20 protein-coding genes are annotated in these 16,250 nt (G+C 45.5%); 12 read left to right on the forward strand and 8 right to left on the reverse strand.

Annotated features, from left to right (window positions below):
- The first annotated feature begins 96 nt into the window (after positions 1-96).
- Complete coding sequence (locus DWW81_RS10465) at positions 97-324, forward strand: integrase core domain-containing protein (protein ID WP_278308106.1); 228 nt, start codon at positions 97-99, stop codon at positions 322-324.
- A gap of 98 nt (positions 325-422) precedes the next feature.
- Positions 423-890 carry a hypothetical protein gene (locus DWW81_RS10470; RefSeq protein WP_117897698.1) on the forward strand — a complete coding sequence of 156 codons (468 nt, stop codon included), beginning with the start codon at positions 423-425 and terminating at the stop codon, positions 888-890.
- 85 nt (positions 891-975) lie between these two features.
- Here the strand turns inward: DWW81_RS10470 and DWW81_RS10475 are convergent, their stop codons facing one another.
- The 8 genes from DWW81_RS10475 to DWW81_RS10510 are packed head-to-tail and all read right to left on the reverse strand — an operon-like array spanning position 976 to position 6,738.
- On the reverse strand, positions 976-1,743 hold the full coding sequence (locus DWW81_RS10475; RefSeq protein WP_117897699.1) for an urease accessory protein UreD: 768 nt from the start codon (positions 1,741-1,743) through the stop codon (positions 976-978).
- Positions 1,740-2,351, reverse strand: coding sequence for an urease accessory protein UreG (ureG, locus tag DWW81_RS10480; protein WP_002851818.1), 612 nt, complete (start codon positions 2,349-2,351; stop codon positions 1,740-1,742). The genes DWW81_RS10475 and ureG overlap by 4 nt, the downstream gene beginning before the upstream one ends.
- A 36-nt stretch (positions 2,352-2,387) precedes the next feature.
- Positions 2,388-3,062 carry an urease accessory UreF family protein gene (locus DWW81_RS10485; RefSeq protein WP_117897700.1) on the reverse strand — a complete coding sequence of 225 codons (675 nt, stop codon included), beginning with the start codon at positions 3,060-3,062 and terminating at the stop codon, positions 2,388-2,390.
- Between the two features lie 17 nt (positions 3,063-3,079).
- Positions 3,080-3,568, reverse strand: a complete 489-nt coding sequence (locus DWW81_RS10490; protein WP_117864122.1) for an urease accessory protein UreE — start codon at positions 3,566-3,568, stop codon at positions 3,080-3,082.
- A 15-nt stretch (positions 3,569-3,583) separates the two neighbouring features.
- Entirely contained in the window at positions 3,584-5,296 is a 1,713-nt protein-coding gene (gene ureC, locus DWW81_RS10495) for an urease subunit alpha (protein WP_002851786.1), read from the reverse strand.
- Between the two features lie 3 nt (positions 5,297-5,299).
- The gene (gene ureA / locus DWW81_RS10500; RefSeq protein ID WP_117897701.1) at positions 5,300-5,980 is read right to left on the reverse strand and encodes an urease subunit gamma; all 681 of its coding nucleotides are present in this window, start codon (positions 5,978-5,980) and stop codon (positions 5,300-5,302) included.
- Between the two features lie 33 nt (positions 5,981-6,013).
- On the reverse strand, positions 6,014-6,331 hold the full coding sequence (locus tag DWW81_RS10505; RefSeq protein ID WP_117897702.1) for a hypothetical protein: 318 nt from the start codon (positions 6,329-6,331) through the stop codon (positions 6,014-6,016).
- Positions 6,328-6,738, reverse strand: coding sequence for a hypothetical protein (locus DWW81_RS10510; RefSeq protein ID WP_117877690.1), 411 nt, complete (start codon positions 6,736-6,738; stop codon positions 6,328-6,330). The genes DWW81_RS10505 and DWW81_RS10510 overlap by 4 nt, the downstream gene beginning before the upstream one ends.
- A gap of 499 nt (positions 6,739-7,237) precedes the next feature.
- On the opposite strand from DWW81_RS10510, the gene speB reads away from it, so the two are divergent.
- The 10 genes from speB (at position 7,238) to DWW81_RS10560 (ending at position 16,250) form a co-directional block, all read left to right on the forward strand.
- A complete protein-coding gene (gene speB, locus DWW81_RS10515) occupies positions 7,238-8,200 on the forward strand; it encodes an agmatinase (protein ID WP_022286952.1) in 963 nt (320 codons plus the stop codon).
- Positions 8,201-8,356: 156 nt separating this feature from the next.
- A complete protein-coding gene (locus DWW81_RS10520; RefSeq protein WP_181982722.1) occupies positions 8,357-9,223 on the forward strand; it encodes a transporter substrate-binding domain-containing protein in 867 nt (288 codons plus the stop codon).
- A 57-nt stretch (positions 9,224-9,280) separates the two neighbouring features.
- Complete coding sequence (locus DWW81_RS10525) at positions 9,281-9,943, forward strand: amino acid ABC transporter permease (protein ID WP_117877688.1); 663 nt, start codon at positions 9,281-9,283, stop codon at positions 9,941-9,943.
- A 14-nt stretch (positions 9,944-9,957) separates the two neighbouring features.
- Positions 9,958-10,617 carry an amino acid ABC transporter permease gene (locus tag DWW81_RS10530; RefSeq protein ID WP_117897704.1) on the forward strand — a complete coding sequence of 220 codons (660 nt, stop codon included), beginning with the start codon at positions 9,958-9,960 and terminating at the stop codon, positions 10,615-10,617.
- A gap of 22 nt (positions 10,618-10,639) precedes the next feature.
- On the forward strand, positions 10,640-11,419 hold the full coding sequence (locus tag DWW81_RS10535) for an amino acid ABC transporter ATP-binding protein (RefSeq protein ID WP_022286948.1): 780 nt from the start codon (positions 10,640-10,642) through the stop codon (positions 11,417-11,419).
- 31 nt (positions 11,420-11,450) lie between these two features.
- Complete coding sequence (locus DWW81_RS10540; protein ID WP_117897705.1) at positions 11,451-12,725, forward strand: sigma 54-interacting transcriptional regulator; 1,275 nt, start codon at positions 11,451-11,453, stop codon at positions 12,723-12,725.
- Positions 12,722-13,468 carry a trimeric intracellular cation channel family protein gene (locus DWW81_RS10545; RefSeq protein WP_117897706.1) on the forward strand — a complete coding sequence of 249 codons (747 nt, stop codon included), beginning with the start codon at positions 12,722-12,724 and terminating at the stop codon, positions 13,466-13,468. The genes DWW81_RS10540 and DWW81_RS10545 overlap by 4 nt, the downstream gene beginning before the upstream one ends.
- Positions 13,437-14,042, forward strand: coding sequence for a cytidylate kinase-like family protein (locus DWW81_RS10550; RefSeq protein ID WP_046441110.1), 606 nt, complete (start codon positions 13,437-13,439; stop codon positions 14,040-14,042). The genes DWW81_RS10545 and DWW81_RS10550 overlap by 32 nt, the downstream gene beginning before the upstream one ends.
- A 338-nt stretch (positions 14,043-14,380) precedes the next feature.
- Positions 14,381-15,325, forward strand: a complete 945-nt coding sequence (locus DWW81_RS10555) for an ABC transporter permease (protein ID WP_117897707.1) — start codon at positions 14,381-14,383, stop codon at positions 15,323-15,325.
- A 13-nt stretch (positions 15,326-15,338) separates the two neighbouring features.
- Positions 15,339-16,250 (forward strand): ABC transporter permease, encoded by a 912-nt coding sequence (locus DWW81_RS10560; protein WP_117864141.1) that lies wholly within the window; start codon positions 15,339-15,341, stop codon positions 16,248-16,250.

Below are 16,250 nucleotides of genomic sequence, written 5' to 3' on the forward strand. Positions count from 1 at the left end.
ATTCAGACCGACAATGGATTTGAATTTACTAACCGCTTTTCGCCAAGCAAAAGGGACAAGAAAACGCTGTTTGAGAATACGCTCTCACAACTTGGCATTGAACACAAACTCATTCGTCCATATACGCCTAGGCACAATGGCAAAGTAGAGCGCAGTCACCGAGAAGATCACAACAAATTCTATTCGTGCCATAGGTTTTATTCCTGCGACGACTTAAACGTGCAGCTAGCTGCACGTTTAAGTCGAACAAACAACCGTCCTATGCGTCCCCTCAAATGGTTTTCGCCTATCGAATTTCTTAATAATAGTGTCCAATATGATTGACAAACCTACAGAGGGGACTTGTGAGATGCTAGGAAAATTATTGACATGAAAGAGAGTTTGTGATACAATAAAGGCATATAACAAAAGGGGGAGAGCATATGGCTGTAGATAAGGCGGACTGGCACTGGGACGATACTGAAAAGCTGTATAGGAAAACAAATAATGTGAAGGGTGAGCTTACCGAAGAACAGCAGGAAGAAATATGGCTGTTGGCGTCAAATCATATAGGATTATTTTTAAGGTGGCTTATTGACAGGGGTTTTAACGAGCTTATTGATGAAAGTGACGAGGAATCCTGTGCGCAGGTCCGTGAGGGCAAAATGAGCGGTGCGGAATATCTTATGTACATATTGGACGGTGCATTTTGTGAGAATGATATAAAACCCAATGTCCGTGACTTTGCGGTAAATTATTACGATAAGCAGTATTTTAATGATTATGGTAAGACTTGTCCTGCTAAAGATCTGTGTGTGCCGTGCTATAGCTTTATATCAGGTGACGATGACTACAACGCCCTGAGACCTCTTATAGACGAAGCATACGAAGAATATTGTCGTGAGAAATAACCAAAACCAGTGTAAGCCTACAGCAGGCTTTCACTGGTTTTGTTTATCATTTATGAAAAGTTTAACAATATTTTATCCGCTGTTTTTATGTGCGGATTTTTTCTGCAATGAGCTGAAAAGCGTCAAAAATCTCTTCTCCCGAACGCCCCAAGGCTCTTATGGCTATGCCACGTTCCGTGTGAGTGGCGCAAAGCTGTGCACTGTCATGGTCGCCTGTGTAGTCGGCTTGGTAAATGCTTTCCAGCATTGTCTTGTCAGGGGTGTAGATATACATAAATCCCGTGTGGGTGAAGCCCTCGAAAAAGCCTTTTTGCCGTATGGGCAGTGCGGCGGGGTCGATAAGAGTGTTGTCGATAAAATCCGCCCTGCCGTCAATTGCTATCTCGGTGCGTGAGCGAAAGCGCTTCAAGCCGAACTCCTCTCCCATTGCAGTTCTGCCACAGCAGTATATCTCAGAAAAAATAAGCTCAGAGCTTTCTGTGATGTTCACCTTGCCCATAGAGATATGCTCACAGCCTGTGAAAGTCATTATAGGGTGGGGCATATAGCAAAGCCTTGCGTTTTTGCGCACAACAAGCTTTATGCTCTGTTTTGATACGCCGCCGTTTGTGTTGAAAAGCTTTTGATAGCCCTGATCTGTGAAAATGACCTTGCAGTTTTCCCCCACAAAAAGCTTTATCTCGTTTTCGTCACCTGCCAATACTCCTGCTGAGCCGCACATTGAGATATATTTCGCCCAGCCTTTATGGTCATAAAATGGTGAATACACCTTGAAAGGGGGAGCGAAATATAAGTCCTCAGTAACGGTTTTTTGTCCGTAAAAGGCTGTTGACAGGCTTAGTCTGCCGTTCATTTCAGATCCTCAAACAGCACTGATTTTTTTATCCAGTCTATGACCTGAGAAACGCCCTCACGGCTCATGAGATTTGTGAAAAGAAACGGTCTGTCGCCCCTCATGCGCTTTGAGTCGGAAGCCATTACTTCGAGGGAAGCTCCAACAAGTGGCGCAAGGTCTGTCTTGTTGATAACCAGCAGGTCGGAACGTGTCACGCCGGGGCCGCCTTTTCTTGGTATCTTTTCACCCTGTGCAACGTCGATAACATAGATAGAAGCGTCTGCAAGGTCAGGGGAGAATGTGGCGGAAAGATTGTCGCCGCCGCTTTCAATGAAAACGATCTGCGTGTCAGGGTGCTTTTTCACCATTTCGTCAACGGCTTCCAAGTTCATTGAGCAGTCCTCTCTTATGGCGGTGTGAGGACAGCCGCCTGTTTCAACGCCAACTATCCTGTCAGCAGGCAGGCATGAGTTTTTTGTAAGAAATTCTGCGTCCTCTTTGGTGTAGATATCGTTTGTTACAACGCATATGGAATATTCTTTTGACATTTCTCTTGTAAGGCGTTCGATAAGTGCGGTTTTTCCCGATCCCACAGGTCCGCCTACGCCTATTTTTACATAGCTCATTTTTGGTACTCCTTATTATATTATATAAATCATAGCTTATGACATATACTGTCTTGAATACAGCCGTTCGTGCTGCATTGCACGCAGGTCAAAGCCTGCGCCGCTTATGCCGATATCGTTTATATCAGTGAAAAGGGCTTTTTCTGCGGCGGAGGATATAAGCTCAAAACTCTCTCCGAGAATTTTCTGCCCTGCAAGCTGGCTCAGCGGTACAAGCTTCACGCAGTTTGTGACTATGGCGGAGCATATGGAATAGCCGTATACCGCAAGCCCCTCTGAAAGCTCGATGCCATTGTCACGCATATAAAGCCCATAGGCGATGCACTGATGACCCTTGCATTTGCCCTGCTCCGTCAGGCTTTTATAAAGCCCCGTAAAGCTATCCCGACCATTGTTGCATATTTTGAAAAAACGCCTTGTGACCTTTTCTGAGCCGCTTCGTATCTCAAATGGTGTTTTCACCGCAGAGTATATCTCATCAAGACGGCAAAGCTCCTTTTCGTCTGCATTGTATGCCGCTGCCGCCGCACCAAGCTCATTGTAGGGCAGCGCTGAGATGTAAGAATGGAGATATTCTTCAAGCCCTTTTGGCGAAGTGATGATATCATGCTGAACGTAGGTTTCAAGCCCGTTTGAAAGCGTGAACGCACCCACTGGGAAAAGGCTGTCGCATATTTGCAGAATGTGCATAAGTCCTGCGGTATCGGTCATTTTTTTATCAGCTCCGTTTAGTGTGAATGTTCGTGGTGATGATGTTCCCCATGCTCGTGGGAGTGGCTGTGTGAGTGTCCGTGAGCTTTGCAGACGATAAAATCGTCAAATCTGCCTATGATGTTCTCGCACTCAAAGCCGAGGTTTTTCAGGTGCTTTTCTGTAGGCTCGTCATGTGGGATAAGCACGTTGTCGTCAGATATTTTAAGTGACAAATGCCTGTTGCCTATCTCAAAGCAAAGCCTGCCCATTTCCTGCATAGTGTGAACGTTTATCTTGATAAGGGGACAGCTTGTGAGCTTCACTGCTACGCAAAGCTTATCGTCAAGATAGATGATATCCCCGTCCTTTAGGTTTTCGTCAATGGCAATGCCTATGTCACGTCCTCCTGCGGTGGTTTTTCTTATGCGCTTTTTCTCGGCTTCAAACCAATCAAGCTCAACTGTGTCTACTTCTACAGAGGGGGTGCTTTCAGAGAGATTGCCTAATATTTTTTCTGCTATCATTTTTGTTTCCTCGCTTTAGAACATAAAGTAACGCTGTGCCAATGCAAGCTCGTCAAAAGGCTCGCAGGTAATAACTTCGCCGTCAACTGTGACAGTGTAGGTCTCAGGGTCTACTCTTATATCACCGCAGACGTTGTTGTATACCATATCAGCCTTTGAGATGTTTCGGCAGTTCTTCACAGGAAGCACCTGCCTTTTAAGACCAAGCTTCTCTTTTATGCCGTCCTCGTAGGCGTATTTTGATACGAACGTGATACAGGTGCTTGAAAGGGCAAGCCCGTGACCACCGAACATTTCTGTGTAACACACAGGCTGAGGGGTAGGGATAGAAGCGTTTGCGTCGCCCATTTTTGATGCGAAAATAAATCCGCCCTTTATTATCATATCAGGCTTTGCACCGAAAAATGCAGGATTCCAAAGAACAAGGTCTGCCACCTTGCCAACTTCCACTGAGCCTACATATTCTGATACGCCGTGGGTTATAGCAGGGTTGATAGTGTATTTTGAAATGTAGCGTTTTATTCTGAAATTGTCGTTTCGCTGGCTGTCCTCAGGGAGTGCGCCACGCTGTTTCTTCATTTTGTCAGCGGTCTGCCATGTTCGTGTGATAACTTCGCCTACACGTCCCATTGCCTGAGAGTCGGAACTCATCATTGAGAATATTCCCATATCGTGCAAAACGTCCTCTGCGGCGATAGTTTCAGGACGTATCCTTGAATCCGCAAAAGCAATGTCCTCCGGTACGTTCTTGTCAAGGTGATGACACACCATGAGCATATCCAGATGTTCGTCAAGAGTGTTTGCGGTGTAAGGCATTGTAGGGTTCGTTGAGGAAGGGAGAACATTCGGGAACGCTGCTGCTCTGATAATGTCAGGAGCGTGTCCGCCGCCTGCACCCTCTGTGTGATAAGTGTGGATAGTCCTGCCCTTGAAAGCATTGACGGTATCTTCAACAAATCCACCCTCGTTAAGAGTATCGGTGTGGATAGCAGCCTGAACGTCATACATATCCGCAACAGTAAGTGCGTGGTCGATAACGTCAGGGGTAGAGCCCCAGTCCTCGTGTATCTTCAAGCCTATACAGCCTGCCTTTATCTGCTCCTCAAGAGTTGTGATGTCGCTTGAATTTCCCTTGCAGAGATAGCCGAAATTCATTGGCAGGTCTTCGGAGGCTTCCAACATTCTGTGGATATTGAACTCGCCAGGTGTACAGGTGGTGGCATTGGTGCCGTCAGCAGGACCTGTACCACCGCCTATCATGGTGGTGATTCCGCTGTAAAGGGCTGTTCTCACCTGAGTAGGGGAAATAAAATGAATGTGCGTGTCAAGTCCGCCGGCGGTGAGGATAAGTCCCTCGCCTGCGATAGCTTCCGTGGAAGCGCCTATTATCATGTTTTTGTCAACGCCATTCATGATGTCGGGGTTGCCTGCTTTGCCTATTCCTGCTATCCTGCCGTCCTTTATGCCAACATCAGCCTTTATGATTCCTGTGCTGTCGATGATAAGAGCGTTTGTGATAACAGTGTCAAGGCACTCCTTGTCTGTGGCTTTGCAGGATTGCCCCATGCCGTCACGAAGAGATTTTCCTCCACCGAACTTTGCTTCATCACCATGAACTGTCAAATCTTTTTCCACTTCTGCAATAAGAGAAGTGTCGCCCAAGCGCACTCTGTCGCCAACTGTCGGACCATACATATCGCAGTAAGCTTTTCTCGATATCTCGATCATTTCCTACACCCCCTTGAAGCCAAGCTTTTTAGCCTTTTCAAAGGCTGCCTGCTTGATGTTTTCATCGTCCATTTTTCCGTTTACAAGACCATTCAGACCATAGCCTATGCGGTCACCGCCGATAGGTATAAGACGGACGGTCTTTTTCTCTCCCGGCTCAAATCTTACCGCTGTGCCTGCGGGGATATCAAGCCGCATACCATAAGCCACCTTGCGGTCAAACTCCAAAGCCTTGTTTACCTCAAAAAAGTGGAAGTGAGAGCCTGTCTGGATAGGTCTGTCCCCTGTGTTTGAAACTGTAAGCTCAATGCTTTCTGTTCCCTCATTGAGCTTGACAGTGCCTTCCTCAACGATAAATTCCCCTGGGTGAAGCTTGCTTGCACCCTTGATAGGGTCATGTACTGTCACAAGCTTTGTGCCGTCGGGCATTGTGGATTCTATTTGTATTTCGTGTATCATTTCAGGAACGCCGTCCATGACGTCATCAGCGGTAAGAAGCTTTGTGCCGTATTGCATAAGCTCAGCGGCTGACGCTCCTGCTCTTGCTTTTTCCATTACTTCCATGCTTATGTATGCCACAGCTTCAGGGTAGTTGAGCTTTAATCCCTGTGCCTTTCGGTCACGGGCAAGCATGCCCGCATAATGGAGCATAAGCTTATCCTGCTCTCTTGGAACAAGTCGCATTATTATTCCTCCTATTTATATAGTATAGTGTATCTACTGCTTTTTCTCTGTAAGGGCTTTTCTTACTACTCCCTCAGGGTCGCTTATGAGCATAGTGCCGAGCCATACGACGGTGCCGAGTGCAACAACGCAGATCCCTAAAAAGCTGTCATTTATCATGTCTGCGGCGGCAGGGGTGAAATATCCTGAGCCCTGCTCTTTGTATTCAAAAAGTGCGTCGACCAGCCACATTATAGATGCGCCCCAGTACATATAGCACATCAGTCCCACTTTAAGCTTTCTGGCTTTTGGTGATGTATACCATACTATAGTAACGATAACGGCTGCTATGAGAGTGATAAGAAGTGTCATACGGCGTCACCGCCCAGCTTTGCAGTCTCTTTTGGCTTACGTTTCAGTATCTTGTCAGACACCACAGTCAGCACAGCCCATACCGCTGTCACAAGAACAGCCATTGATGTTCCGACAGTCGCCATTTCGTGGAATGCTACTGCCATTTCCGAAGGGTCGTTAGCCGCTGTCAGGAATGGGAAGAACGGAGATATCTCGCCATGCCACAGATGCTCAAATGCCAAAAGTCCTGAGCCGCCCCACAGAAAGCCTGAGAGCCTTGTTATCTTTTTAGAAAGAGGAAGCTTGTCCTCCGAAAGAGCTTTGACCTTTGTCTGCTCCTCTGCCTTTGCCTCGTGAGACTTTACTGCCTTTGCCACAATAGTTGTAACGATCGCTTCTGTTGCTGGTACTAAAAAACAAGCCATAATAAAACTTCCTTTCAAAATTGTTTTCTGAGTTTAACATAGTGATAATAAAAAAACAACGCCCTTATAAACCGACAGGCATTGCCGTATCGGTTATAAGAGCGTCATTGCTTTGATTATCAGTATAGCACAGAGCTTTTTATTTGGCAATAGTGTTAATGAAAAATTCTTATTTTATTCAGCTTTGAATAAAAAATAGATGTGAACAAAATGAAAGTCTAGTATCTGAATATTGCATTATTGCCCTTTGTAGATTTGCACAAAGAAACTATTCAAAAATGAATAGTTTCGACTTTGATATGGGTGAAACGGCGTAAATACGCTGTACAAGTGATAACAAAGCTTATTCCAAAGTGAATAATTTTCAGGAAAATTGAAAATTAGCTCTTGACAACTTGCAGGAATGGTGATATAATTCTGCACATAGAGCAATTCAGAAATGACTTGAACGGTCATGCGGATATGTTCCTCAGTGATTTTGAAAGGAAAGTGACCTCAAATGATCAACAACAATTGTCAGCCACCGAGCGCCTCAGGCTCTCCTCGTTTTTGTAATATGGGTAATTTCATGAGGCTTCCTCACGCGACCTCAGCAGAGGGATTGGATTTCGCTATCGTTGGTATACCGTTCGATACCGCAGCTTCTTTCAGAGCAGGCGCAAGATTTGGTCCTAACGGTGTAAGAAACATCTCGGCAATGATAAAGCCTAACAATGTTGCAATGGGCGTCAACATTATGGATTCACTCAAGGGCGCAGACCTTGGCGACGTTCCTGTGATCCCTGATTATATCCACGAAACATATGCAGCTATCGAGCAGACCTTGGACGGTGTTCTTGAATGCGGTGCAGTTCCGATAAGCATTGGCGGCGACCACGCTATCACCCTTGGCGAACTTAGAGCTATCGCAAAGAAGCATGGAAAGGTAAGTCTTGTGCATTTCGATTCACACCTTGACCTGTGCGATACGGTTTTCGGTCAGAAATACAATCACGGCACACCATTCAGAAGAGCAATGGAGGAGGGTCTTATTGATCCTGAGAAGTCGGTTCAGATAGGCATGAGAGGTTCTCTTTACGATCCTGACGATTTCAAGATCGCCGCAGACCTTGGCTTCACGGTTATCCCAGGGGACAAGCTCCACACATATTCTCCTGAAGATCTTCTTAAGGTCATAAAGGAAAAGGTGGGCGACAATAAGGTGTTTCTTACGTTCGATATCGACTTTGTTGACCCGGCTTATGCACCAGGTACAGGTACTCCTGAGGTGGGCGGATTTACTTCCTTTGAAACACTTCAATATATAAGAGCGCTGAAAGATCTGAACTTCACAGGCTTTGATGTAGTAGAAGTTGCTCCTCCATATGACCACTCAGAGATAACAGCTTATATGGGCGCAAATATCATTTTTGAGTTCATGTCTATCCTTGCTTATCAGAAGAAGATCGGCAAGAGAAAATAAAGATAGAAAAATAATTCACTCTCCAATAAATATAATATCAAACGCAACGGAGCGTTGACAGCGGCACTAGGGTGTCCGGCTTGTCAGCGCTCCGAATTATTTAGAAAAGTAAGTGAAAGGTTGGAATCAGTTATGAAAAGCGGAAGAAGATTTGGAATGTTAAGAAAAGTTTGTGCAGTGGCAGTGGCTTCGGCACTTGTGGCAGGATGTCTTACAGCCTGCGGAAGCAGCAAGAACACAGGTCCGCTCACACTGGATCAGATCAAGGAAAACGGTAAGCTCACAGTTGCGGCGGAAGCCGCTTATGAGCCTTTTGAATACATGGACGGCGATAAGATCATAGGCTACAACGCAGACCTGTTCGCTAAGATTTGCGACGATCTGGGGGTAGAGCTTGATTATATCGACCTGCCGTTCCAAGGGATACTTGCAGGACTTGAAGCAAAGAAATACGACGTTGTTGGAGCAACACTTGGCGTAACCGCTGAACGTGCAGGCAAGTACACGATGACTTATCCTATCCAGAACGGAACTACAGTTTTCGTAAAGAGAAAGGGCGATGACAGCATCAAGTCTATCGAAGATATGTCGGGCAAAAAGGTCGGCACACAGACTTCTTGCTACAATGAGGACGATACAAAGAAATTCAACGAGAAGCTAAAGTCAGAGGGCAAGGACGGCTATGCTGAACTGCTCAAATACGACTCATTCCCTGAGGCTTTTGCAGAGCTTAAGAACGGCAAGATAGACCTTGTTGCTCAGAACTATGCAAGCTGCGCCGCAGTTGTAATGAAGAATCCTGACGATTATGAGATAGTGGCTGACGATTCAGGCAAGGCTGAAATGGTCGGCACAGACACTTGGGTATCATGGGCTGTTCGTAAGGAAGACACAGAGCTTTCTGACTATATCAACTCTGAGATACACAAGTTCAAAGAGGACGGAACTCTTGCAGAGCTTCAGAAGAAATGGTTTGGTGAAGCCGTTGACCTGCCTGAGAGCGATTATATCCCTGCCGAGTAAAAAGCACTTTTGAAAGGAGGAAATGCTCCGTCACAAACGGCGGAGCATTATATATCAATGGAGAATTTCAACATAGTATGGCATTATAAAGACCTGCTGCTGAAAGGTCTTGGCTATACAGTATTCGTATCCGTTGCAGCGATACTTATAGCGCTTTGCGTTGGTATGCTGCTTTCGGTGATGAGAATGGGCGGCGACTCGCTTCCTTCAAGAATACTGAAAAAGATAGTCGCAGTTTATATAAGCTTTGTCCGTGGCACGCCTGTGCTGGTGCAGATATACATTATATATCAGGCGCTTGCAGTAATGGGTCTAAACCTTTCAAACCTGGCGTCAGGCATAATCGCTCTTAGCCTTAACAGCGGCGGATTTATCGCAGAGATAATCCGTGGCGGACTTACGGCTATACCAAAGGGTCAGACGGAGGCGGCGAGGGCCTTGGGCATGAGCGAGCCAAAGATACTGATGAGGATAGTTTTCCCGCAGGTATTCAAGGTAGCTTTGCCACAGCTAACAAGCGAGTTCATAAACGTTATAAAGGTGTCGCCGATGCTTTCTGTATTGGCTATCGTAGAGCTTACAAGAACGGCTCAGCGTCTTGTAACGCAGACATACATAAACCTGCCTTTCTATATTGCTATCGCAGTTATGTATTTTGTTATCTGCGCAGGACTTGAAGAGCTTGTAAAGCTTCAGAAGAAAAGACTTGAAAGAAGATAAGGAGGCGCAGATATATGAACGAATTTATGCACGTTGCGGAAATAGCGCTTCCGCTGCTTTTGCAGGGTCTTGGAACAACGGCGGCGATATCGGTGCTTTCTATCCTCATTGCAATAATGTTAGGCTCGGCGGCAGGCTATATGTGCCTTTCAAAAAACAAGGCTGTTGAGCTTATCGCAAGGGCGTTTATAAAGATATTCAGATGCACCCCTTTTATGGTGCAGGTATATCTTGCATATTACGGACTCCCTGCTCTTGGTCTGAACGTTTCGGCGTTCTCAACAGGCGTTATAATTCTTGGAATGTACACAGCGGCTTATACCGCAGTTATCCTTGAAAGCGGTGTCAGCGCTATCCCAAAGGGACAGTTTGAAGCTTCATATGCAATGGGAATGTCAAGATTTAAAACAATGGTGAGAATAATTTTCCCTCAGACTTTGAAAATAATCGTTCCGTCACTGACAGGACAGTTTGTTCAGACTGTTAAGGACTCATCTATCCTTTCTATCATCACAGTTGCAGAAATGACAATGATGACAAAAGAGGCTATCGGTATAACTTTCAGCCCTCTGATAGTTTATATCTGTGCAGGCGTTCTTTACTGGGCGCTGAACCTTGTTATTGAGTTTGCATCAAGATGTATAGAAAAGCACAACAACCGTGTTGCTATCTGACGAAAAAGGAGTGTAAAATACAATGGCTGAAAGCAGAAAGCCTGTTATATCGGTTCACGATCTGGCAAAGAATTATGGGGAGCTTAAGGTCCTCAGAAAAATAGATATGGATATTTACAAGGGCGAGGTGGTAAGCGTTATTGGCCCTAGCGGCTCGGGAAAAAGCACTTTTCTCAGATGCCTGAACTATCTCGAGGAGCTGACATCAGGCGAGATAGATATAGGCGGAGTTTCCCTAAAGGGCATCGACGAGGACAAGCACAACAAAAAGCTTAACGAAAAGGCTGCAAAGGTCATAAGAAAGAACGTTGGAATGGTGTTCCAGCAGTTCAACCTTTGGCCGCACAAAACGGTGCTTGAAAACGTCATGGAGTGTCCTGTTCAGGTTAAAAAGGCTAACAAGGAAGAAACGAAGAAGAAAGCCATGGAGCTTCTTGCGAGAGTTGGAATGGACGGCAAGGCAGACGCTTATCCTACTCAGCTTTCAGGCGGTCAGCAGCAGCGTGTGGCTATTGCGAGGACTCTTGCAATGGAGCCTGAGGTCATACTCTTTGACGAGCCGACTTCCGCCCTTGACCCTGAGTTCGTTGGCGAAGTTCTGAACGTTATGAAAGACCTAGCTCAGGCAGGAATGACAATGATAGTTGTCACACACGAAATGGGCTTTGCGGCAGAGGTAGCAAACAGGGTCTGCTTTATGGACGGCGGCTATGTTATCGAGGACGGCACCCCTGAGGAAGTGTTCAAGCACCCTAAGAGCGACCGTGCAAAGCAGTTCTTCTCAAAGATACTTAATGTGTAAACTATAAAGCCGCAGAAAGGAGTGCAGACAAATGGATTATGAGCAGCTAGGGCACATTCTCGAAAGTATCCACCCAGGAGTGACTATTGCCGACAGCAGCGGAGTGTTCAGATTTGTTTCAGACTCCTATCTTAGCGGCAGAAGCGTAAAAGGCTCTGACATAATAGGTAAATTCGCAGGCTCAGAGGAAATGATGAAGATGTTTTCTCCTTGCGTGACGCAAATGGTCTTTGAAAGCCACAAGCGTGTCACAACAGTGCAAAAGGGCATTGACAATGACGAAACTTTTGTCACCGGTATACCGGTATTCAAGGACGGAGAGCTTGAGATGATAATAAGCTATTCCTCTTGGGAGATAACAGGCTTTGACGACCTGCGGGAGCGTTACAATGTTTTACAGTATCAGAACAAGAAGCTTCTTGATGAAATAGAGCTTATGACAGGACGTGACGGCGGACAGCGTTATATCGCCCAAAGCAGCCGTTCAAGAGACGCAAGGCGGCTTGCAGGAGTTTTCTGCGACGCAGGCTGTCCGTGTTACATCTATGGTCCCACAGGAAGCGGCAAAAGCTATCTTGCTTCCACTATATACGGCAAAAAAGGAACGCTTTACACCTATGACTGCGCACCTGTCGGGGAAGAAGTCATAGAAAAGGAGCTTCTTGGAGAGGGGTCGATGATATCGCCGCTTTCGGGCATTTACGCTGTGATAATAAAGCATATAGACAGGCTGTCGCCTAGGCTTCAAAGGGCAGTCCTTGAAAAATGCGCAAAAGCAGGCATTGTGCCTGTGGGGCTTTCTGAACATTCAGTGGAGGAGCTTAAAGGTGCTGACAAGCTGTCGGAGGAGTTTATAAGCGAGTTCGAGCCTTATCAGGTACAGATGTATTCTCTTGGCGAGCGTGCGGAGGATCTTAAAAGCTTTATCGACTATTATCTCGGCTCGGCAAACAAGAAATACTCACGGAGCGTTGAGTTCACGCCTCGTGCCATGGGCTGTTTGTTGGGATATGATTGGAAAGAAAATATCGACGAGGTGCATAGGACTATCGAGCGTATCGTTCTTACTACTGAGAAGAAAAAGGTGGACGTTTTCGACTTGCCTGACAGGATAACAGGCGGTTCGTCTGAGGTATTTGCACAGAATGCTTCCCTAAAGGATATGCTTGAATTTTACGAAAGCGGACTTGTGATGAGAGCCTATGAAAAATACAGAACATCTGTGGCTGTGGCACAGAAGCTTGGCATAAGTCAGGCGACGGCGGTGCGGAAGATACACAAATATGCAGGCAGGGACGTTGAATGAATGAGCGTTTTGATGTTATCGTTACGATACTTGAACTTATCGGCACTGCAGCGTTTGCGGCAAGCGGTGCGCTGACAGCGATAAAAAGGCGTTTTGACCTTTTTGGCGTTATAATAATAGGAGTGACAACGGCTGTAGGCGGTGGGATAATGCGTGATATCGTCATTGGAAGCCACCCTGTGGCAGCGTTTCGTGACCCCCTTGCAATGAGTGCGGCGGCTTTGATATCGGTGCTTGTGTTTGCTGCCTTGGCTGTAAAAGGCGACCTGGGGGGCAAGGCGTTGAAGCTTTATGATTCTGCAATGCTCATGCTCGATACTATAGGTCTTGGCATTTTCACTGTTACAGGTATAACAGCGGCAATGAGGAGCGGCGTGTCAGACAACACTTTTTTGCTTGTGTTTTCGGGAGTTATAACAGGCGTTGGGGGCGGAGTTCTCAGGGATATTTTCGTGAACAAGAAGCCTGAGATATTTGTGGGCAACATTTATGCCTGCGCTTCTGCTACAGGTGCAGTGGCTTTTCTGCTTTGCTATGGCATGATGTCGTTCATGCCTGCCTGCATGGTGAGCCTTGTGGTGACGTTTTCCCTAAGGCTCATGTCGGTGAAATTCGGTTGGAATTTGCCGAAGATCCAGATAAAAGCCAGACAGGAGCGGAGGATAGCCGCCACGAAAGAAAATCTCATAAATAAAAAAAGGAGCATAGACTATGAAAAAGTTTATTATTACCATAAGCCGTGAGTTCGGCTGCAACGCAAGAGAGGTCGCAAGAAAGGCGGCGGCTGAGCTTGGGGTGGAGTTTTATGACAAGGACCTTGTAGATATGGCGGCAGAGCGTGCAGGCATAAGCCGTGACTCGTTTCTTGACAGTGAGGAAATGCTTGACAAGAACGCTGACCGTCTGCTGAAGTCATTCGGCTACGGCTCATCAACGCAGTTTTATTCCGACAAGGCTGTAAAAGCGCAGGTGGATATCATCAGAGATCTTGCAAACAAGCGTGTATCCGCCATATTCTTCGGCAGATGTGCAGACTATGTTCTCAGAGAATATCCAAACCACATGAACGTTTTTCTCTATGCACCGCTGGAGGCAAGGATAAAGCATATGTGTGAAACTTATGACCTTTCATGGCCGGAGGCTGACAAGCTTATAAAGCGTGTTGACCGCCAGCGCCACAACTATTATAAATACGTCACAGGCAAAAATCGTGGTGACCGTGACAACAAACATCTTATGATCGACGTAAGCGAATACGGCACTGATCTCACTGCCGAAATGATATGCTTCGCTGCAAGAAAGATGTTCGAGGACTAAGCTTTCTACTGATTACCAAATCTTCATTTGTGGGGTGCTTCTGCTTTGGAGCACCCCGCTTTTCTCATATTTGTGAATATGAACAAAATGCAGGATATAAAATTCCTTTATTCATACAACATTTTCTGTAAGTTTAAAAGACAGCTTGCGTTAATAAAAAGTTTATATATAAAATATAAAATGACTGATTTTTAGTATTGCAGTTGTAGTTGCTACAGGATATATCATAGGTACATCGAAAGAAAATTTTCGTGGAGTAAATTATTTTTGAAAAGCAAAATGAAAGTTCAAAAAGAAAATCCTGCAAAGTGCAGCTGTAAATATAGGAGGAATGTAAAGTGAAAAGGTTCAGATTTATAATCAAACGGCTGCTTTCAATGATAGTCATAATGTTTTTGGTATCCTTTCTGGTGTTCGTTGTTCTGAGAATGTCAGACGCAGATCCTCTTACAGTAATGATAGGAAACAATCAATCCACTCCTGAGCTTAGGCAGGCTCTTACAGAAAAATATCACCTTGACGACCCTGTGCATATACAGTATCTCAGGTGGATAAAGGGAGTTCTTTCAGGCGACTTCGGCACAGACTATGTTGACGGTCAGGACGTAAAAGGTCTTATAATGTCAAGGCTTCCAATAACATTCGGACTTGTGATAATGAGCTCCGTCATAGGCTCAGTGATAGCTGTTATAATGGGAGTTGCAGCGGCGCTGAGAAAAGGCAGACCCTCAGACGCAGCAATTTCAGGACTTATGCTTGTGCTTTCAGGTGCGCCGTCATTTTTGATAAGCATACTGATACTTATTTTCATGACAAAGTACGTTCCCGGATATTCGTTTATCGGAACATATACAAATTTCGGAGAGTTCTTACAACGTATAATGATACCGAGCCTGATAATGGCGCTGACGTTCGTTGCGATGCTTGGACGTATCACACGAAGCAACATGATAAATCAGCTTCAATCCCCTTATATCGCAACAGCGGCTGCAAAGGGATTAAAGCAAAGCAACATAACCTACAAGCACGCTTTTCACAACGCCGTTATTCCTGTTATAACAGTTGCAGGATATATGATAGCAGGCTCTATAGGCTCGACAGTAATAGTTGAGCAGGTCTTTTCTCTTCCCGGTATAGGCGGTCTGCTCATATCGGCGATAGAGGAAAACAATTTTCCAATAGTTCAGATACTTGTGCTTTTCATGCTTGGAGCTTATCTTGTAATGAGTTTTGTTATCGACATACTTTATACCGTTCTTGATCCGAGAGTTGATCTTAAATAAGGTGGGATTTTTAATGAAGAAGAAAAATAAAGCAGGAACGTTTTTCACACCTGTTGTGGCGGTGACGGGAATATTCCTTGCGGTCATAGTTTTCGTATCGCTCTTTGCAAGTGTTATCGCACCGTATGACCCTCTTGCCACAGACGTGAATGCCATATATGCTCCAGCCTTTTCTGAGGGACACATTTTCGGAACTGACGGACTTGGCAGAGATCTTTTTTCAAGGCTCATATGCAGTGCAAGAACTTCCATTCTGAATGCCTTTCTTATAGTTGCCATAGAGGTAGTAATAGGTGTTCCTCTTGGACTTATCTGCGGATACTACAGAGGTCCTCTTGACAGTATCGTAATGAGGGTGTGGGACGTTATAAGCGCAATACCGCCACTTCTTCTTTCCTTTATCCTTATTGCGGTAATGGGAAAGGGCATGATGACAGGTATCATCGCCATTGGCATTTCTTATATCCCTCTTACAACAAAGACCGCAAGATCAATGATAATGACAGAGAAAAAGGCGGTGTATGTTGAAGCCTGCAAATCAATGGGCTTTTCAGACGCAAGGATAATTTTCGTGCATATCCTGCCGAACATCATCACACCTATGATATCGCAGTTCACACTTGATATCGGTACGGCTATCACATCAATGGCGACTCTGAGCTTTCTGGGACTTGGCGTTCAGGCTCCGAATGCCGACTGGGGAACGCTTCTCCGTGACGGCATGGGCAACCTTTATAATAGCTCTGCACTGCTTTTTATACCTGCAATATGCGTAATACTTGTAACAGTATCCATAAACCTTTTCAGCGACGGTGTTCAGAACTATCTCGACCCGTCATCAAGAAAGCTTCCGTCATTCAAGAAATACGAAAAGAAACACGGCATAAAGAAGCTTTCAGCAGTTAAGGCAAACGGGGAGGCGTAA

Origin of the sequence: Ruminococcus sp. AF17-1AC (genome assembly GCF_003461385.1) — a bacterium.
Lineage (GTDB): Bacteria > Bacillota > Clostridia > Oscillospirales > Ruminococcaceae > Hominimerdicola > Hominimerdicola aceti.